At 62.5% G+C, this 15836-nt stretch carries 14 protein-coding genes; 2 read left to right on the top strand and 12 right to left on the bottom strand.

Annotated features, from left to right (window positions below; all coding sequences use genetic code 11):
* Positions 1–439 precede the first annotated feature (439 nt).
* The 10 genes from J2W49_RS10120 to J2W49_RS10075 form a co-directional block, all read right to left on the bottom strand.
* Entirely contained in the window at positions 440–955 is a 516-nt protein-coding gene (locus J2W49_RS10120) for a hypothetical protein (RefSeq protein WP_310315181.1), read from the bottom strand.
* 139 nt (positions 956–1094) lie between these two features.
* On the bottom strand, positions 1095–2549 hold the full coding sequence (locus tag J2W49_RS10115) for an undecaprenyl-phosphate glucose phosphotransferase (RefSeq protein ID WP_310315178.1): 1455 nt from the start codon (positions 2547–2549) through the stop codon (positions 1095–1097).
* A gap of 91 nt (positions 2550–2640) precedes the next feature.
* Positions 2641–3717: a WavE lipopolysaccharide synthesis family protein gene (locus J2W49_RS10110; RefSeq protein ID WP_310315175.1), complete on the bottom strand. Its 1077-nt coding sequence runs from the start codon at positions 3715–3717 to the stop codon at positions 2641–2643.
* An 11-nt stretch (positions 3718–3728) separates the two neighbouring features.
* Positions 3729–4499 (bottom strand): glycosyltransferase family 2 protein, encoded by a 771-nt coding sequence (locus J2W49_RS10105; RefSeq protein WP_310315172.1) that lies wholly within the window; start codon positions 4497–4499, stop codon positions 3729–3731.
* On the bottom strand, positions 4493–4813 hold the full coding sequence (locus J2W49_RS10100) for a cupin domain-containing protein (protein ID WP_310315169.1): 321 nt from the start codon (positions 4811–4813) through the stop codon (positions 4493–4495). The genes J2W49_RS10105 and J2W49_RS10100 overlap by 7 nt, the downstream gene beginning before the upstream one ends.
* Before the next feature lie 5 nt (positions 4814–4818).
* On the bottom strand, positions 4819–5556 hold the full coding sequence (locus J2W49_RS10095; RefSeq protein WP_310315167.1) for a glycosyltransferase family 2 protein: 738 nt from the start codon (positions 5554–5556) through the stop codon (positions 4819–4821).
* Positions 5553–6185 (bottom strand): HAD family hydrolase, encoded by a 633-nt coding sequence (locus tag J2W49_RS10090; RefSeq protein WP_310315164.1) that lies wholly within the window; start codon positions 6183–6185, stop codon positions 5553–5555. The genes J2W49_RS10095 and J2W49_RS10090 overlap by 4 nt, the downstream gene beginning before the upstream one ends.
* Positions 6175–6810 (bottom strand): PI-PLC domain-containing protein, encoded by a 636-nt coding sequence (locus J2W49_RS10085; RefSeq protein WP_310315161.1) that lies wholly within the window; start codon positions 6808–6810, stop codon positions 6175–6177. Before J2W49_RS10085 ends, J2W49_RS10090 begins: the two co-directional genes overlap by 11 nt.
* A gap of 135 nt (positions 6811–6945) precedes the next feature.
* Positions 6946–7887 (bottom strand): hypothetical protein, encoded by a 942-nt coding sequence (locus J2W49_RS10080; protein ID WP_310315158.1) that lies wholly within the window; start codon positions 7885–7887, stop codon positions 6946–6948.
* Positions 7884–8627 carry a glycosyltransferase 61 family protein gene (locus tag J2W49_RS10075; protein WP_310315155.1) on the bottom strand — a complete coding sequence of 248 codons (744 nt, stop codon included), beginning with the start codon at positions 8625–8627 and terminating at the stop codon, positions 7884–7886. Before J2W49_RS10075 ends, J2W49_RS10080 begins: the two co-directional genes overlap by 4 nt.
* 105 nt (positions 8628–8732) lie before the next feature.
* Here J2W49_RS10075 and J2W49_RS10070 point away from each other — a divergent pair, with 105 nt between their 5' ends.
* Together J2W49_RS10070 and J2W49_RS10065 are read left to right on the top strand one after the other, a co-directional pair.
* Positions 8733–9002, top strand: a complete 270-nt coding sequence (locus J2W49_RS10070) for a hypothetical protein (RefSeq protein ID WP_310315150.1) — start codon at positions 8733–8735, stop codon at positions 9000–9002.
* A 199-nt stretch (positions 9003–9201) separates the two neighbouring features.
* Complete coding sequence (locus tag J2W49_RS10065) at positions 9202–10404, top strand: glycosyltransferase family 4 protein (RefSeq protein WP_310315147.1); 1203 nt, start codon at positions 9202–9204, stop codon at positions 10402–10404.
* A 77-nt stretch (positions 10405–10481) separates the two neighbouring features.
* On the opposite strand, the gene J2W49_RS10060 is transcribed toward J2W49_RS10065, so the two are convergent.
* Both J2W49_RS10060 and J2W49_RS10055 read right to left on the bottom strand, forming a co-directional pair.
* A complete protein-coding gene (locus J2W49_RS10060; RefSeq protein WP_310315145.1) occupies positions 10482–11192 on the bottom strand; it encodes a 4'-phosphopantetheinyl transferase family protein in 711 nt (236 codons plus the stop codon).
* Positions 11192–15823 (bottom strand): MupA/Atu3671 family FMN-dependent luciferase-like monooxygenase, encoded by a 4632-nt coding sequence (locus J2W49_RS10055; RefSeq protein WP_310315142.1) that lies wholly within the window; start codon positions 15821–15823, stop codon positions 11192–11194. The genes J2W49_RS10060 and J2W49_RS10055 overlap by 1 nt, the downstream gene beginning before the upstream one ends.
* Positions 15824–15836: the final 13 nt, after the last annotated feature.

Below are 15836 nucleotides of genomic sequence, written 5' to 3'. Positions count from 1 at the left end.
CTCCCACACCGCACAACGCCGATAACTCTTCCGGCTTGAAAACAGCCGCTTGCATCGTGTGGCGACGCGGTGACGCAGATTCCATGTCGGCACGGGACATTCACGATTCCACAACAGATGCCGGATATACGACTGCAGGTGCTTTACCCACTGGTCCCAAATCGGTCAGTCCCTTGCCGTTGTGGGGGAGTCCATATAGAAGGAGTTAGTGGAGGTGAGCCGAATCCGTGGACACATCCATCCTTGACCACTGCACTGACTGTGCAGCTTTCACAGGAGTTTGAGTCACAGATCCGTCTGTTGTCGTGACCGCGCGCGCAGGTCGCCGTCGCAGGGAATGTTTGCGCTCAATCTACCGGATGCCCCAGCGACCCCAGCAAAGCCTTCATCTTCCCCGGCTCCTGAAAACCCTCAGCAAACTTGCCCACCAGCGATCGCTTCACAAACGGAAACCCGGCCGCCACCAGTTCTTTCGGATAGAACAGGCACAGATCAGGTTTCGTTGGGTTGTCGCCGTACCAAAGGCGCCGATGCTGAAATGGGGGGCCGCCACGCGGGCCAGCTTCTTTTCCTGATGCAGGATCACCGGATCAGCTGAGTTGTACGACCAAGCCGTGGACATCACCGGTGCCAACGCATCCATCAGTGCAGCATCAATGGCCTTGACTACAAAGGCGTAGGACTGCACGTGGTTTTCTTCGAGCGAATTGGCTGTGAAGCCGGTGAAGCGCCATGGCGCGGCCTCCATGAAGGGAACCAGCGGCCTGAAGGGGCCGAAGACCGAGTCGTTCATCACCAGCACGTCGGCGCCGGGCGAGAGGTGGGCCAGTTCCGACAAAGCCACTGCATAGGCGGAGAAATCCCAGCCCTTTTCGGCCTTCCAGTAAAGGGCGTCGCACAGGGTCTGGAGTTCGTCGAGCACCGGGTGGCCTTCCGGACAGGCGCAGATCACCATCAGGCCAGCGTCTTCGCGGGCGAGCCGTTCCAGCGTGAAGCGCTGGCCTACAGCGCACCACGGCGGCTTGATGGGAACAACGACTCAGTCGGCCTGCGCGCCAGCAAATGCGCAGACGAATGACTATCCAGTCTGCAGATTAGTAGACATTCTTCCCCGTCAACGCGCCCAGCGTGCGCAGCAGGATGGTGAAGTCCAGCCAGAGTGACCAGTTGTTGATGTATTCAATGTCCGCTTCCACACGTTGCTGCATCTGTTCGATGGTGGCGGTCTCGCCCCGCAGTCCGCGCACCTGGGCAAGGCCGGTGATACCGGGTTTGATGTTGTGGCGCGCGAAGTAGCTGTTGATGCGTTGGGAGTACTCCATGTCGTGCTGCACGGCATGTGGCCTTGGCCCCACCAGTGACATTTCGCCTCGCAACACATTGATGAGTTGCGGCAACTCGTCCAGGCTGGTCTTGCGCAGGAAACCGCCGACGCGGGTGATGCGCGGATCGTCTCGCGTGGCTTGCTTGACGATGCCATCGTCCGGCTGATGCACGTGCATGCTGCGAAATTTCCAGATGCGGAAGGTCTTTCCGCTCCAGCCTTTGCGCGCCTGGCGGAAGAACACCGGGCCGGCGCTATCCACCTTGATGGCCAGTGCAATGATCAGCAACAGTGGCGAGACCAGCAGCAACACCAGCCCGGAGAGCAGCACGTCTTCAATGGCCTTGAGCAGCAGCCGGGTGCCGGTCAACGGCGTTTCGGACAGTGTGAGTACCGGCAGGCCTGCGATTTCACGCACGCTGTGGTTCACCAGCAGGAGCGAATAGATGTCGGGAACCCAGTGCACCGCCACGTGCTTGTCCAGCAGACTGAAGTACATGCCCTCGATGAGTTCAGAGGCATCGAGAGGAATGGCAAAGTACACGGTGTCGATGTCGTGCTGCCCGATGATGGCCATCATTTCGTCGAATTGACCGACCACGCCTGGATCGGACAGTGACGCAAAATCCGAAGACTCGTGCAGCCGTGTGAAGCCGTTGTCCGACGGGGTCTTGTCGGTCGCTGGCAGTGCCAGGCAACCGATCACGCGCTGTCCGAGCCAGGGGTTGTTGGAGATCTTGTTGTGCAGATAGCGGGCCAATCGACCTGTGCCGACGATCAGCACGTTCTCGGGCGTCACGGTCCGACGCAGCAGGCGGATCTGCAATTCGCGAATGCTGTAGTGAAGGACCACCTGGATCAGGTAGCCCAGCACATACCACTGACCCACCAGGAGGCGAGAGAAAATCTCTGTCTGCTTGGTAGCGAAACCCACCATCAGCAGGAAGGCGAACACCAGGGTCCAGGCCTTGAAGAGGCTGAAGGCTTTGCGTGTGTGGCTGCTGTTGCTGCGGTAGAGACCGAACTGGTCATAGGTCACCCACATGCCCACCAGCAGCAGCAGCATAAGCACCGTGTAGGGCGCATTCATGCCCCCGATGTAGAACCGTATCAGGGCATAGCCCAGGCCCATCATGGCCGCTGCATCAAGCAAGGCCTGTGCTGCCGTCGAGATGCTGCTGCGGCGCTTGAGAATGGAGCGGGGTGGCCGGGACGATAAAGCCATGTCAGTCAGTATAGGGGCACCGCATGACGGCCCGAACGGGAGCCTGGGCACGATGCCCGCTGCACGACGGGCGATCCCTCAGGCGTAGGAGTCACGTGATCTGGGGGGCGGGCAAGGGCACCACGGCGTCGTCGAACCGGGTCGCAAAAACCCCCTCGTAGCGCTGCGCGTCTTCGGGTTTGAGAGATCCGGTGTGCATCAGCAACCACTCGCGGAAGGTGAATTCCTGCCGGTTCGACACTTTGTCGTAGACGAGGAAGTTCTCCCGCAGGGAATAGCTTTGTGCCTTGACCCAATAAAGGTCTGTGGCTGCGTAGTCGGCAAAGCAAAAATGATCGCGGTAGGCGGCCCAGGTGTCTGCGAGCGACCAATCCAGTGTGCGACCAACGCTCGACAGAAAACTGCTGGTGATGTAGGTCTCGGCGGCCGCTTGGCGGCAAAGCTCGCCGATCGGCGTCTGTGTGTAGATGTCGCCAAGGCCCACAGGCCAACCCGTGGGCGGTGGCGTGTCGCGCAAGGGTGGCGTCCAGTAGGTCAGCATGTCCTGCGCATGGCCAAAGACCGATTGATCCGTCACGTGGTAAGGCGCAAACTTCAGGGAGCCCTGGCCAACACCGATGATTCTGTGGCGCTGTCGGAAACCGGGCGCCACCGGAAACGCCTGGGCCAGCGCGATGAGGTAGGCCATGGCATCGGGGTTGTACATGCGCTGGTCGGTCCGGGTCTTGAGGATCCACTCAGCCCCTCCCGCCACGGCGGCGCGAACGCCAGCGCCCGCGCTCACCAGCTGCATGTTCACGTTGAACAGTCCCGCCACCTTTGGCTTTTCGGACAAAACAATCTCGACGCCAAGCTGCCGGATCGGATCCAGAAGCTCGCGGGGGGTGTCGGCCCAGGTCGACAGAATCAGTTTGCATGCCGGGAAATTCCGGGCATAGAGGAGCAGCGTTTCCTTCGTGAAGGCATCATCCGTCGCGATGGGACCTTGCATCACGATGGCACAGTCCTTGGCAGGCGCGCCTCGTTCGGGCCAGGTTCCTATCTGGCTGGCCCGCTTCGGTCGCTCGTTGTAGGTGGCGAAGTGCTCACCCTGCCTGATGGCATGGCGCACCGCCCAGCGCAGGATGCGCCGGGCAAGGCGATCGTGGAACCACTGCGTGCTGAGCATGTTCTGGGGCGTCAGCGCTGCGGTTCAACGGCGTCGAGCCTTGCGACGGCGCGGTGCGACACAGGGCTTTCGCAAAAGGCCGTCAGGTCAGCAGGGACACCAATGCCGTGCATGCCCGCATCAAGGCGGCCAATGCTGTGGCATTCGATCCGTGCACCCCTGCTGATCATCTGGTCGTAGGCCGGGGCGACATAAAACTCGTTGTTCACCCGGAAATTGGCGGCGATCATGTCCTCGGCGGCTTGCACAAAATCGGCGCCGCGGCGGAAGTTGTAGATGCCGACCGTGGCCTCGTTCGACACCACCTGCTTCTCGACCACTTCTACCACGCGTCCCTCGGCGTTGCGGCGCACGAACGACCATTTTGGATCGTCGGCCCACATGGTCATGATCAATCCGTCGGCGTCACCCATGCTCTGCAGGTAGGTGTTGATGTCCGCATCGATGTACTGGTCGCAGTTGGCGATCATCAACGGATCGTCGTTGTCGATGAACTCCCGCGCCAGCAGCACCGTGCAGGCCGCGCCCTCGGTGACCGAGTCCACAAAGATGATCCGGCAGCCCGGTGCCCAGGCCCGCAAGTGGGCGTCGAGCTGGTATTGCTCGGCGTGTTCGCGCAAGATCAAAAAGTGGAAGCGATGATCACTTGCAGGGGTGAGGTTGTCGATCACCACGCGAATCATCGGATGTCCGTGAATCGGTATGAGGGGCTTGGGCAGTGTGTAGCCGGCGTCTGCGAACCGCGAACCACGCCCGGCCATGGGGACCACAATGTTCAACATTCGTACTTGTCTCCAGCGACACTGGGTGTCTTGACCACGACCGTGGTCACGTCAGTCAGGGCCTCAAAGTCTGTGGATTCGCCCGGTGCAATCACCACGATGTCGCCTGCCTCATAGACGGTCTCGTTCATTCGCGCCCGACCCTGCAGGATCAGGGTGATCTCCTGTGCAATCTTGTGCAGGTGCCGGGCCTCATGGCTGCCGGCTGCATAGGTCTTGACGGCAACCTCGACCGCGTCGGAACGCTGCACCGTGGGCGAAAAATTGCCGACAAACCAACCCTTGGTCATGTCGGACAGTTTGAATAGCTCCATGAACCTCACTCCCTTCTGCGTGCAGATAAAACCTGTTCATATTCATCGATCGCCTGCGGGGTGGCCAGCGAGATGTATTGATCACGCTCGATCTCCACGGTGCCGATCCGCTTTTGCGCGAGGATGAGCTCGTTGAAGCATGGGCAGACAAAGTAGCCGTTGTTGACCGAGGCGCCTTTTTTGATCATGTTCTGCATCGCCATGACGAAATCGGCGCCGCGCCGGAAGTAGTAGACGCCTGCCGTCGCGTTGCGACTGATCGGGCGTTTTTCCGCCGCCTCGATGACGAAGCCGTTCGCATCGGTCTTGACGAAGGACCAGCGGGGATGCACGGAGTCAAAGACGATGGTGCCGGCATCGAGCCCCCGGTCACGGAAATTGCTGACGATCTCTTCAAAGTCAACGTTCACGATCTGGTCGGCGTTGGCGATGATGAGTTCTTCTTCCGGGTCGATGTGTTCGATGGCGAGCAGGGCTGTGCACCCTGCGCCCGCAGTGTCGCCATCTGCACGCAGCACGGTGACGTTCGGATTCAGAAGCTGAAGAACATCTCGCAGGTGAAAGCGGAGGTCATCTTCCTTGCGAACGACAAAAACAAATTTCGCCTGAGGAATCGAGTTGAGGCTCTCGAACGCATGTTCAACCAGTGGCCGGCGATCGATTTCGATCACCGGCTTGGCGTAGTGGAAGCCGTGACGACGAAACAGTTCGTCGTTGCCTGCCATGGGAATGATGACTTTCATGCTTTGCGCCCCTCCGTGCGACCGATGGCATCAAGAATGCGGTCGAGCTGCACATCGTGAACGCTCTGGACCACCAGCACAGGACAACCGGCGCCCTCAGCGGCGCGGATGCCGTTTGTGTTGTCTTCGACCACCAGGCAGTTTTCCGGCGCGACACCCAGCACCTTTGCGGCGTGCAGGTAAATGTCGGGATACGGCTTGGGCTGGCTCACGTCTTCGCAACTCAGCATCGCGTCGAAATAGACGTCGAGGTTGCTCTTCTTCATCATCAGCTCCACCGTGGAGCGGATCGAATTGGATGCCAGGGCGAGCTTGTACCCACGTGCCTTCAGGTTGGACAGTGCGTATTCGTGCACGAACAGCGGCTTGCACTTCAGGTAGACCTGATCGACGGTGTATTGCTGCTTGAGGTCGTTGAGAAAACCATGCAGGCCGCGCGGCAGGCCACGCTCCTGCGTGAGCATGTCGAGTTTGCGGCGGGTGGGCAGCCCATCAAAGGTCGAGAGGTGGTCCGCCCGGCTGATGGTGTAGCCAAAAAGCTCGAGGGCATGGTTGAGCGCTTCGTAGTGCCAGTCCTTGGCGTCGATCAGGACGCCATCCATGTCAAAGACGACTGCTTCAATGGTCATTGCCAAAATACTCCCTCGCCTCTTCAGGCAAATCGGTGCAAATCATCACCGTTCCGTCACTCGGCAGGCCGTCGTTTGCAAGCCGCTCCCAGGCGGCGCGATGCTCGCGACGGTGCAATTCAGGGGACACAATGCAGACCCTCTTGCCGGCGTCCAGATGGCGCGCAATCACCGCACCATCCCACCAGTCGCCGTGAAACCCGTCCAACCAGATACCCGCCGAAGAGCTGTAGAGAACCGGATCTGGTTCCACATCGCTGTGGCGCGTGAAGATCGGCACGCCGACCTTCAACCACTGTATCGCATCGGGAATCGACATATCGAACACGAATGCGTCGAGCTGCGGCAGGCGCTCAAGGCTGGCCAGGAGGAGCGACTGGAGGCCGTCGGCCTTGATGTTGAGGGCCAGCGGCAGGGCGGCGTCATGTCGTTGATGAATCGCCAGCAGGTCGTCAGCCGTCAATGCCCCCCGTGCGGGTGGATCATGGGAAACCACCAATTGGCCCGCGAGATCTCTCAAATCGGTTTCGGTGCCGAAACCCAGGGAAAAGGACCGCTCGAACGCAGCCGGCGTGTTTTTTTCAGCAACGGTCTTCCAATAGCCTCTGTGGCTAAGAACCTTCATGGCGCGGCCGCTCCGTTCTGCCAAATGGCTTGACTTGTGCAACTGTATTCATCTGGAGTGTGCTTGCGGGACGACCTGGCGAGCGCGGCCATCACAGTGGAATCATCGCATCGAAATGCCTGTGTTCTGCATTCTTCAATGTTTCAAGTTGGCATTTACCCCTGTTTTGGGGTACTGGGTCACAACCTCCCAGACCACCTCCTGCATGGCCCGAGCCGCCGCCTCGGAAGGCGCATTGGCAGGCGAGCCATCGGCCCGGAGCAGTTGATGCGGCAGCCCTGCGGGATTGCGGTGATACAGCACGGCGTAATGGGTCAGGGCCACGAGGTACATGCCCACGTCATTGAGGTGGATCATGTCCTGCTGACCGTCCGGCAAACGGGCAAACAGGTCTTCGCGGGAACTCAAACCGGGAAAACCGCCGCTTTGCTCCAGCTTGCGGACGAACCGGGCCATCACCTGGCCGGCCGGGATCACGTACACCGGCCCTCCCGTGTCCCCATGTGCCAGTCCCTGGGCCAGCAGCACACCTTCCCAGTAGGCGCCCAGATCGCGATCCAGGCGATTCAGCCAGCCATCGGGGTCGTCGAGCGGGTGCCAGGTCTCATACAGGTAGACCCGCATCGCGGGGTTGGCCTTTCGGGCGTCCTGCGCCCAGCGCCGGATGTACTTGGGACTGTCGAAATACTTGATCGAATCCTTGATCTCAACCGCCTCTGTCAGAACCAAGACGTCGAAGCTGCCACTTTCGACGGCACCCTTGGCCTCCTGGTATCTGTCGTGTGCATTCTCCACTTCGGAGCCCTTGACCGGGATGTCGGGCTCCCAGTGGGATTGCAGACTGGCACCCCAGCCGAGCTGCGACCGGTGGTCGTGGCCGGCCCCTGCCAGCTGCTCGAGCATGGCCGGCATGTTTCTGCCGACCAGACTGTGCCCGATGTGAAAGACGCGCAGGGGCTTTTCAGGTGCGGACAGGGGCTCAGCATAGAGCTGTTGAAGCGCAGCAGGATCCAGCGTCTTCTGCCAGCCGCAGGCGCTCAGCACCAGTGCCAAGGCGTATTTCAGGCCGTGCTTCATAGGGCTGCTGGGCTCACGGCCGCGTCGCCGACAGGTGAGTGGTTGACGGGCTGGTCTTGAAGGCGCTTCTCGGCCAGATCCAGGGTCTTGAGCAAGTTGCTCAGGTTGACCCGATAGCCCGCTTTGGCGGGGTCGATCACCAGGAAGCCCGGCAACAGGTTCACGGCTCGGGCGTAGCCCAGGAGCACCATGGTGAAGCGGTCCGAAGGGATCAAGGAAATCAAACAGGCGCCGGGAGGCATTGCAAACGAGAGGTGGCATTGCTGGCTGCCTTCGATGCTGACAACCATGCGTGCATGCCGGAACCGTTGCTGGATGTCCGCCACGCTGGCACCTTCCAGATCGAAGACCTCGAACCCTCTGTCCGTGAGCGTACGGATGAGTTCATCCTCGTTCTCGATCAACCTGGCAACACCGGTGTGTCCACGTCTGAAGTACACGGCGCTCCCGGGCTTGTAGCGTTGTCCATCGGGTATGTTGGCCGCCAACCTGGCACGCAGGCTTGCAAGTCGGGCCCGCTTGGAGAGGCCCTGGCTGAAGTCCTGGTAGAAGTGCAGTTTGCGTGCAAGGTACACGCCCTGTGGCAAAGGATGCAGCTCGGCAGCCTTCACGTATTCGGCGGCGTGTGCGCCGTCACTGCGCACGTCGAGCAGCAGCGCTTCATCTGGTCTGGCAAGGAGTGCTGCAGGCAATGCATCCTGCAGCCAATGGCCGAAAAACATGTGGCTTGTGCTGGTCATGCTGTAGCTCAACGAGGCTACCTCGGTGACCGGAGAAAACAGGAAGTCCGGTTGTCTCAGACGACTTTTTCGGTATGAGGTCTTGAACTTGTCGAAGCCTGCGTCGTGAACAATGCAGTCAGACAAGGTGTATCTGATGGCGGGGGCGTGCCGTACTTCGGTTGCATGGACCTGCTCGAGTTCCACGTTCAAGGGGTTGAAAGGTTGGTTGCCCACTCTGACCCTGTCGAGTTGGCCATCCAGGTAAATCAATGGCCCACATGCCTGTACTTCTTCGGGGCAAATGATCTCGGCTTCAATGCGGCTGAAATCCACGTCGGTCCGTTGTCGCAACTGCCGCAATGCAAGATTGACGAGGGGCATGAACCTTTTTGATTTCATGCCTGAAGTATAGAGGCCGCCCCTGCAAATCGTGCCCTGCGAAGGGGTGGTCGATCATGGCCCGTCAACCAATTTGTCGCCCTTTCGTCGAAGTCTTCTGCGCGCGCACGCCATCTGACCCATACACTCGAAATGCGGGACGCAGATTGCCAACATTCAAAGCTGTCCGAACCTATCGCTTCGTATATTCACCATGAACAACAAGACCCTGTTGATCGCGCCCAGCCTCGACGTCGGACTTTCTTCAGACGGCAGAGTCCGGTTGACCGGAAAATTCGTGGGTGGCATGCAGATGTATGTGGACCATTGGGACGGGCCAGTGGCACTGTTGGCACAGAAGGACGAAGCGAACCATTCGGGCAATCTCGACGACGTCTGGTTTCGGCCGAGCGAGCTGCCATTCGAGGTAACGGTGGCGAACTTCGACAGCAAGGAGGCTGAAAGCGCTGTTGCTCGCGCGGCGGTGGTGCAAGGCGGCACCGATCACCGTCTCAATCACATGCCCGCCCTTTGCCGGTCGCTGGGCGTCCCGTATGTGCTGGTGTCGGAGTACTCCTTGCGCACCCGCTGGCAGATCATCGATTCGGAAGGGCTCAACCCCGTGATTGCCTGGCGCCGAAAACTCTGGGCCTGGCGCCAGGAGCGTGCCAACGTGGCCGCTGCCAAGGCAGCCTCGGCGGTTCATTGCAACGGAACGCCGACTTTCGATGCCTACAAGGCGCTCAACGAACGCACCCTGTTGTATTTCGACAGTCGGGTGGCTTCAGACATGCTGCCCGATGCGCCAAAAGTCGCCGGCCGAGTGCCCTGGTCGACCGTTTCCCCGATGCGCCTGGCGTTTTCCGGCCGGTTGAATGCCATGAAAGGGGCGGACCATTTGATACGTGTGGCCAGGGCGTTGCGCGATCTCGGCGTGCCTTTCACACTGGACATCTACGGCGATGGCCCCCTCGTGCCGAACCTGAACGCCGCGATCGAGGAGCATCAGCTCGGAGGCATTCTGCGCCTTGGGGGTGTGCTGGACTTTTCCTCTGAGCTGATGCCCACCGTGCGTGATCAGGTGGACCTGTTCGTGTGTTGCCATCGCCAGGGAGATCCTTCGTGCACCTACCTGGAGACGATGGCCTGCGGTGTGCCCATCGTGGGTTATGCCAATGAGGCATTCGAGGGTCTGATGCGACGTTGCTCCGCAGGCGTGAGTGTGCCCATGAACGACTGGGCCGCGATGGCTGCTGCGATCGAACGGTTGTACCGCGAACCGAAACAGGTGGAGGAAATGGCGCGTGCTGCGCTGGCGTTTGCCCGTCAGCACACGTTCGAACAGGAGTTCCGGCGTCGCATCGAGCACATGGACAACCTCCTGGGAAGTGGTGCGAGAGGCCTTCGCCGTTCTTGAGGTGGAGCACTCGTGGTCTGGATGAACTCTGTGGTGGGGTGAGCCTGGCGACCCGGCTGTTTGCCGAACTGTGTGGGTCAGCAGGCTGCGCGGGTCAACACCCAGGAGACGATATGGTCTCGATCGACGAGGATGTGGCCGTTGACTTCTGCAGCCGGGGCTGCTGCCGGGTCCGTATCGGCGATCCGCGCAGAAAAGGTCTGCATCGTAGCGCCCAGTGTGATCTGCACTTGTTGGAAATCCAGCATGCGTCCCGTGAGCGGGTACTGCCACTTGTATACGGCTTCTTTGGCAGAGAACAGGTGAGCGACCGCCAGTCCGCGAAGTGGCCTGGGCTGGGAGGGTAAAAGGGCCATTTCCCGTGGCGTGCAGATCGTGGACCACAGCGAGGTTTCGATAGGCCGATGGACTTCGATGTCGATGCCGATGGCCTGCCACTGTCCGCGCGGACACACAACCGCCACGCAAGCCTGATCATTGTGCGAGATCGAGCCCACCAGACCCTCGGGCCAGACGGGTGACCGGTCGGGGGCGGTTGGGATGGCCAGGGGAGGCCATCCGATGTCCATCATGGCCCGGCGGGCAGCTTGGCGACCTGCCGCGAACTCTCGCTGGCGCCGGGGCACGGCCACTCGCACGGCCGCACATTCTTCGGAGTACAAGCGTCGTGCATCACCATCGACATCCATGCAGGCGATGCCGATGCCTGGTCCCAGTCGCTCGCTCAGTCGCTGGCGCAGCGATTGCAGAGACTGGGACGGTTCTTCGGTGAGGGGGATGGCGTGCATCACTCCTGCGGCTGTTTGCCCGCCCGCATGGCCCGCCGGCGTGACATCGCGTCGGCGCGCATCTGAGCCCGCTCGGTCGACTCTGCGGCGGCTTCCGGCGTGTCGCGGGGTCTGTCGTCCAGGTGCGCGGCCAGCGCGGCAAGGGTCGGGAAGCGGAAGATGTCGGTGATACTGATCTTGCTGCTGCCCAGCGCCTGCTTGATCTCGCGGTGGGCCTGCACCGCCAGCAACGAATGCCCGCCGAGCGCGAAGAAGTTGTCCTTGGCGCCGATCTGCGGCACGCCCAGCACGCGCGACCAGATGGCGGCGATCTTTTGCTCGATTTCGTTCTCGGGCGCGACAAACACCTCGGTGCGTTCGCGCAGGGTGGTCTGTGTCGGCGCGGGCAGGGCCTTGCGGTCGACCTTGCGGTTGGGCGTGAGCGGGAATTCGTCCACCGTCATGAAGTGCGCGGGCACCATGTGTTCGGGCAGGCGCGTGGCGGCCCATTCGCGCAGGCGTTCGGTCGACAGGCCTGCATCGGCACGCAGGTAGGCGACCAGGCGCACATCGCCCGGCTGGTCTTCGCGGGCCACCACCACGGCCTGGCGGACGCCCTCGGCGGATTCGAGCACGGCCTCGATTTCGCCGAGTTCGATGCGGTAGCCGCGGATCTTGACCTGGAAGTCGGCCCTGCCCAGGAAGTCGATGCGGCCGTCCGGCCGCCAGCGCGCCAGGTCGCCGGTGCGGTACATGCGGGTACCGCCGGGGGCCACGCATTCAGGGCGCACGAAGGGGTCGGCGGGAAAGCGCTCGGCGGTGAGGTCATCGCGCTGCCAGTAGCCGCGCGTGACGCCGTCGCCACCGATGTAGAGCTCACCGGGCACACCCACCGGCACGGGTTGCTGGTGGTCGTCGAGCACGTACATCTGGGTGTTGGCGATGGGCCGGCCGATGTTGACGACCGCTTCACCCGCGCTGGCCGTTTCGGTGGACGACCAGATGGTGGTCTCGGTGGGGCCATACATGTTCTCGATGGACGCCTTGGTGACTTGACCCAGATCCGCCACCAAGGTACCAGGCAGGGCCTCGCCACCGATCATGAGGTGCTGCACCTTCGAGAGTGCCGCCCGGGCTTCGTCGTTCATGGCGATCATGCGTGCCATGCTGGGCGTGCATTGCAGGTGGGTGACACCATGACGGATGATTTGCGCGGCGATGGAGTAATCGTCGTTCGGCACTGCAGTGGGCTGGTTCGACCGGCGCAGCACTTCGGCCAGGGGGTACAGGGCCTCCATGACCTTCTCGGTGGGAATGCCGTAGTCGATCAGGCAGGCCACCTCGGCCACGCCGATGGCCTTGAGTTCTTCCACCCGTTGCAAGCAATCGTCCACGGTACCGAAGAGGCCGGAGTCCTCAAAATAGCGCACGAAGGCAAAGTCCAGGATGCCTTCCATCTCTTCTTCGGTCAGCGAGCGCAGGTCGAGCTCAAACGGGTTGCTCACACCAGCCGGTTTCTTGAAGGCCGGAAAGGCCCAGGCGTACTGCTTGATCAGGCCGGCTGCGCTGCGCAGGTAGTCCTTCATCGGGCCCCGGGCCGTTTCGCGGGCCTGCTCCCGGTCGCGCGCCACATAGGTGTGCAGCATCAGCGTGACGGTGAACTGCGCCGGGTCGTGACCGGCGTCGCGCAGCGCCTGGTGGTAGATCTTGATCTTGCCGCCGACTTCTTCGACCGTCTGACCCAGCAGGTGGGTGAGCACATTGGCGCCCGTGGCGCCGGCTTCCTTCCAGGTCTCGGGGTTGCCGGCGGTGGTGACCCAGATCGGCAACTCCTTGGACACAGGGCGAGGCTGGGTGACCACATTGAACGGTTCGCCGCTGGCGGTGGGGAACGGCACCGCCTCGCCGCGCCAGAGTTTGCGCAGCTGTTCGATGGTCTCGAACATGGCCTTCTTGTTGTTCGGCGGCGTGTTCTGCGGGCGCAAGACGAAGTCGTCGGGTTGCCAGCCCGACGCAATGGCCAGACCGGCCCGGCCGTTGGTGAGGTTGTCGATCACGGCCCATTCTTCGGCGATGCGCGCCGGGTGGTGCAGGGGGCCCACGCAACTGCCTGCACGCACGCCGATGTTTTTGGTGACCGCCGCCACCGCTGCGCCGGTGACCGAGGGGTTGGGGTAGGGTCCGCCAAAGGCGTGGAAGTGGCGCTCGGGTGTCCACACCGCGCAGAAGCCGTGGTTGTCGGCGAACTTGGCGCCTTCGAGCAGCAGCTCGTATTTCTTGGGGCCGGCACCGTCGTCGTTGCCCCAGTAGTAGAGACTGAAATCCATCTTCTGCGCCGAAATGGGCAGTTGTCCACTGGAGACCAGAGCACGGTTTTCGTCGCTTGAGAGGACCAGCTTGAAGCCGCGTGCCAGGGTGTAGAACAGCTCCAGCACGGAGATGTCGAACGACAGGCTGGTCACGGCCAGCCACACACCCGGCGGGTCGTGGCGGATGCGGTCGTCCATGCCACGGAAGAAGTTGGCCACGTTGCGGTGCTCGACCATCACGCCCTTGGGCCGGCCGGTGGAGCCCGAGGTGTAGATCATGTAGGCGATGTCGGCTGGCTGCACCCCGCTGTCCGGGTCGGTGTCGGGCTGGGCGCTGATCTGCGGGTCTTCGTCGATCACCAGCACCTGCGCCTGGTGGGCGGGCAGAGTGTCCACCAGGGCCGACTGCGCCACGATCACCGGAGCGCCGCTGTCTTCGATGTACAGCGCCACGCGATCGGCCGGATAGGCCGGGTCCAGGGGCACGTAGGCGCCACCGGCTTTCTGGATGGCCAGCGCGCCCACCAGCAGATCCAGCGAACGCGGCGTGTACAGACCCACCAGCGTGCCGGGCTGCACACCCATGCCACGCAAGCGATGCGCCACGCGGTTGGCGCGGGCGTTGAGCTCGGCGTAGGTCAGCGCTGTGCCCTCGAACACCACGGCGGTGGCTTGCGGGGTGCGCTTCACCTGCGCCTCGAAGAACTGGTGCACGCAGGTCTGGCGCTCGTACTCGCAGCGCGTGGCGTTCCAGCCATAGAGCACCTGTTCGCGTTCGGCGGGCGAGAGGATGGGCAGGCTTCCCAGCGGCGTGTTCCGGGCCGACGGATCACCCAGCGCGTTCAGCACCCCTTGCAGACGCTGGGCGAGTTGTGCGGCGGCATCGTCGGGGAGCCGGGCAGCATCGTGCCACAGCGTCAGGCCACCCTCAGGGGTCAGCTGCACGGTCACGGCGCTGCCCTCCATGAAGCCAGCGCCGACTGAGAGCCCGACCTGCGGGATCGTCAGACCGTTGATCGCCGGGTCGCGTGCCACGAGGTCGAGCGCAAACGCCGGATGGCGGCGCGCCTTCTCCAGCGCGGCGGTGCAGTGTTCAGCAAAGGCGTTGAACGGGGTATCACCCGCCGCCGCCAGACGAAGTGGTACCCATGTCGACAGGTAGCCCGGGGCTCGGGGGGCGGTCACATGCCGGTAGGCCAGGTCAAAGATCGACTTGCCGCTGACGCGGGCCGCCCAGGCCGCCACGGCTGCCAGCAGGGAGTCCCCCGCGAGGCTTGCTGGCGCATGCAGTGTGGTCTGACGCAGCGCCGCCGGGCCGGCGGCGGCCATGGCGGCAGGCAGATCGATGGCCTGGGGTGCCTGCAGGCAGCGGCGCCACCCCTCTTCGCCACCGACCACCTGGGCCAAGGCTTCGGTCAGGGCCTGAGCTTGTGCGACATCGAGCAGGGGCAGGCGATCACCTGTGCGCGCGACGGTGGAAGGGCACACGGCCTGGCCCAGCATGTCACGCAGACCTGTCAGCCGCACCGGCATCGACGCGGTGGCGACCACCAGGCCGGCTGGCGTGGCATCCAGTACCTGACCGGGCACCGCGTCGTCCACTGCAGGCTCGGTCGCGGCGGCCGTGACAAGCAGCACGCGGCCGGCGATGTCCACCTTGGGACAGGTCAGCGGATTCCAGTAGGTGCCGTGGTCCAGCGCCGCAACCAGGGCCACCAGCGTCTCGGCAGGCTGCGAAAAATCGAGCCGCGCGGCAGCGGCTGGCCGGTCCAGGCGAGCGTGGTAGCTGCGCTGGCTGAGATCTTGCGGCAGGCGCTGCAGACCCGGTCCGTGCAGGTCGGCCAACAGCTCGGCGAAGCTTTCCATCGCCGCTTCATAACAGCGCGTGTTCAGGGTCAGCGCGGTTTCGGTGGGCGCCATGTCAAACAGCTTCTGCTTGACGATGTCGCCCTCGTCGATGCCGCCCTCGATCATGTGCCAGGTCACGCCGTGCTGCTTCTCGCGCTGCAGAATGGCCCACACCGGGGCGTTCAGGCCTGCGTGCCGGGGCAGCGGGCCGTCGTGGAAGTTGATGGCCCCTTGTGTGGCGCGGTCCAGCACCGCCTGCGGGATCACCGACAGGTTGGCGATGCTGAACAGCCAGTCGAATTCGACACCCGCGAGGCGCTCTGCCAGGCCCTCGCCCGGTGCTTCCACCCGAAGCCCCTTGTGCACAGCCCACGCTCGAATGTCCGCATTGCGGGTCACCACCGCGTGGATCCTGTCGCCTTCTTGCAGCAGGCGCTCGGCACACTGGATCAACAGGGACTCATTGCCCATCACCACACAGGAAAAGCTGCTCATGAAATGCTCCGGA

It is taken from the genome of Hydrogenophaga palleronii (assembly GCF_031457455.1).
GTDB lineage: Bacteria > Pseudomonadota > Gammaproteobacteria > Burkholderiales > Burkholderiaceae_C > Hydrogenophaga > Hydrogenophaga palleronii_A.
The sequence above is the reverse complement of the archived record's forward strand: the minus strand, read 5'-3'. Positions and strand labels throughout refer to the sequence as shown.

What these genes read in the sequence shown, in the direction of transcription:
- J2W49_RS10120 (WP_310315181.1), bottom strand. Translation starts at nt 955, where the DNA reads ATGGTGATCTGCGCCTGTCCGGAAGGCCACCCGGTGCTCGACGAACTC.
- J2W49_RS10115 (WP_310315178.1), bottom strand. Translation starts at nt 2,549, where the DNA reads ATGGCTTTATCGTCCCGGCCACCCCGCTCCATTCTCAAGCGCCGCAGC.
- J2W49_RS10110 (WP_310315175.1), bottom strand. Translation starts at nt 3,717, where the DNA reads ATGCTCAGCACGCAGTGGTTCCACGATCGCCTTGCCCGGCGCATCCTG.
- J2W49_RS10105 (WP_310315172.1), bottom strand. Translation starts at nt 4,499, where the DNA reads ATGTTGAACATTGTGGTCCCCATGGCCGGGCGTGGTTCGCGGTTCGCA.
- J2W49_RS10100 (WP_310315169.1), bottom strand. Translation starts at nt 4,813, where the DNA reads ATGGAGCTATTCAAACTGTCCGACATGACCAAGGGTTGGTTTGTCGGC.
- J2W49_RS10095 (WP_310315167.1), bottom strand. Translation starts at nt 5,556, where the DNA reads ATGAAAGTCATCATTCCCATGGCAGGCAACGACGAACTGTTTCGTCGT.
- J2W49_RS10090 (WP_310315164.1), bottom strand. Translation starts at nt 6,185, where the DNA reads ATGACCATTGAAGCAGTCGTCTTTGACATGGATGGCGTCCTGATCGAC.
- J2W49_RS10085 (WP_310315161.1), bottom strand. Translation starts at nt 6,810, where the DNA reads ATGAAGGTTCTTAGCCACAGAGGCTATTGGAAGACCGTTGCTGAAAAA.
- J2W49_RS10080 (WP_310315158.1), bottom strand. Translation starts at nt 7,887, where the DNA reads ATGAAGCACGGCCTGAAATACGCCTTGGCACTGGTGCTGAGCGCCTGC.
- J2W49_RS10075 (WP_310315155.1), bottom strand. Translation starts at nt 8,627, where the DNA reads ATGACCAGCACAAGCCACATGTTTTTCGGCCATTGGCTGCAGGATGCA.
- J2W49_RS10065 (WP_310315147.1), top strand. Translation starts at nt 9,202, where the DNA reads ATGAACAACAAGACCCTGTTGATCGCGCCCAGCCTCGACGTCGGACTT.
- J2W49_RS10060 (WP_310315145.1), bottom strand. Translation starts at nt 11,192, where the DNA reads ATGCACGCCATCCCCCTCACCGAAGAACCGTCCCAGTCTCTGCAATCG.
- J2W49_RS10055 (WP_310315142.1), bottom strand. Translation starts at nt 15,823, where the DNA reads ATGAGCAGCTTTTCCTGTGTGGTGATGGGCAATGAGTCCCTGTTGATC.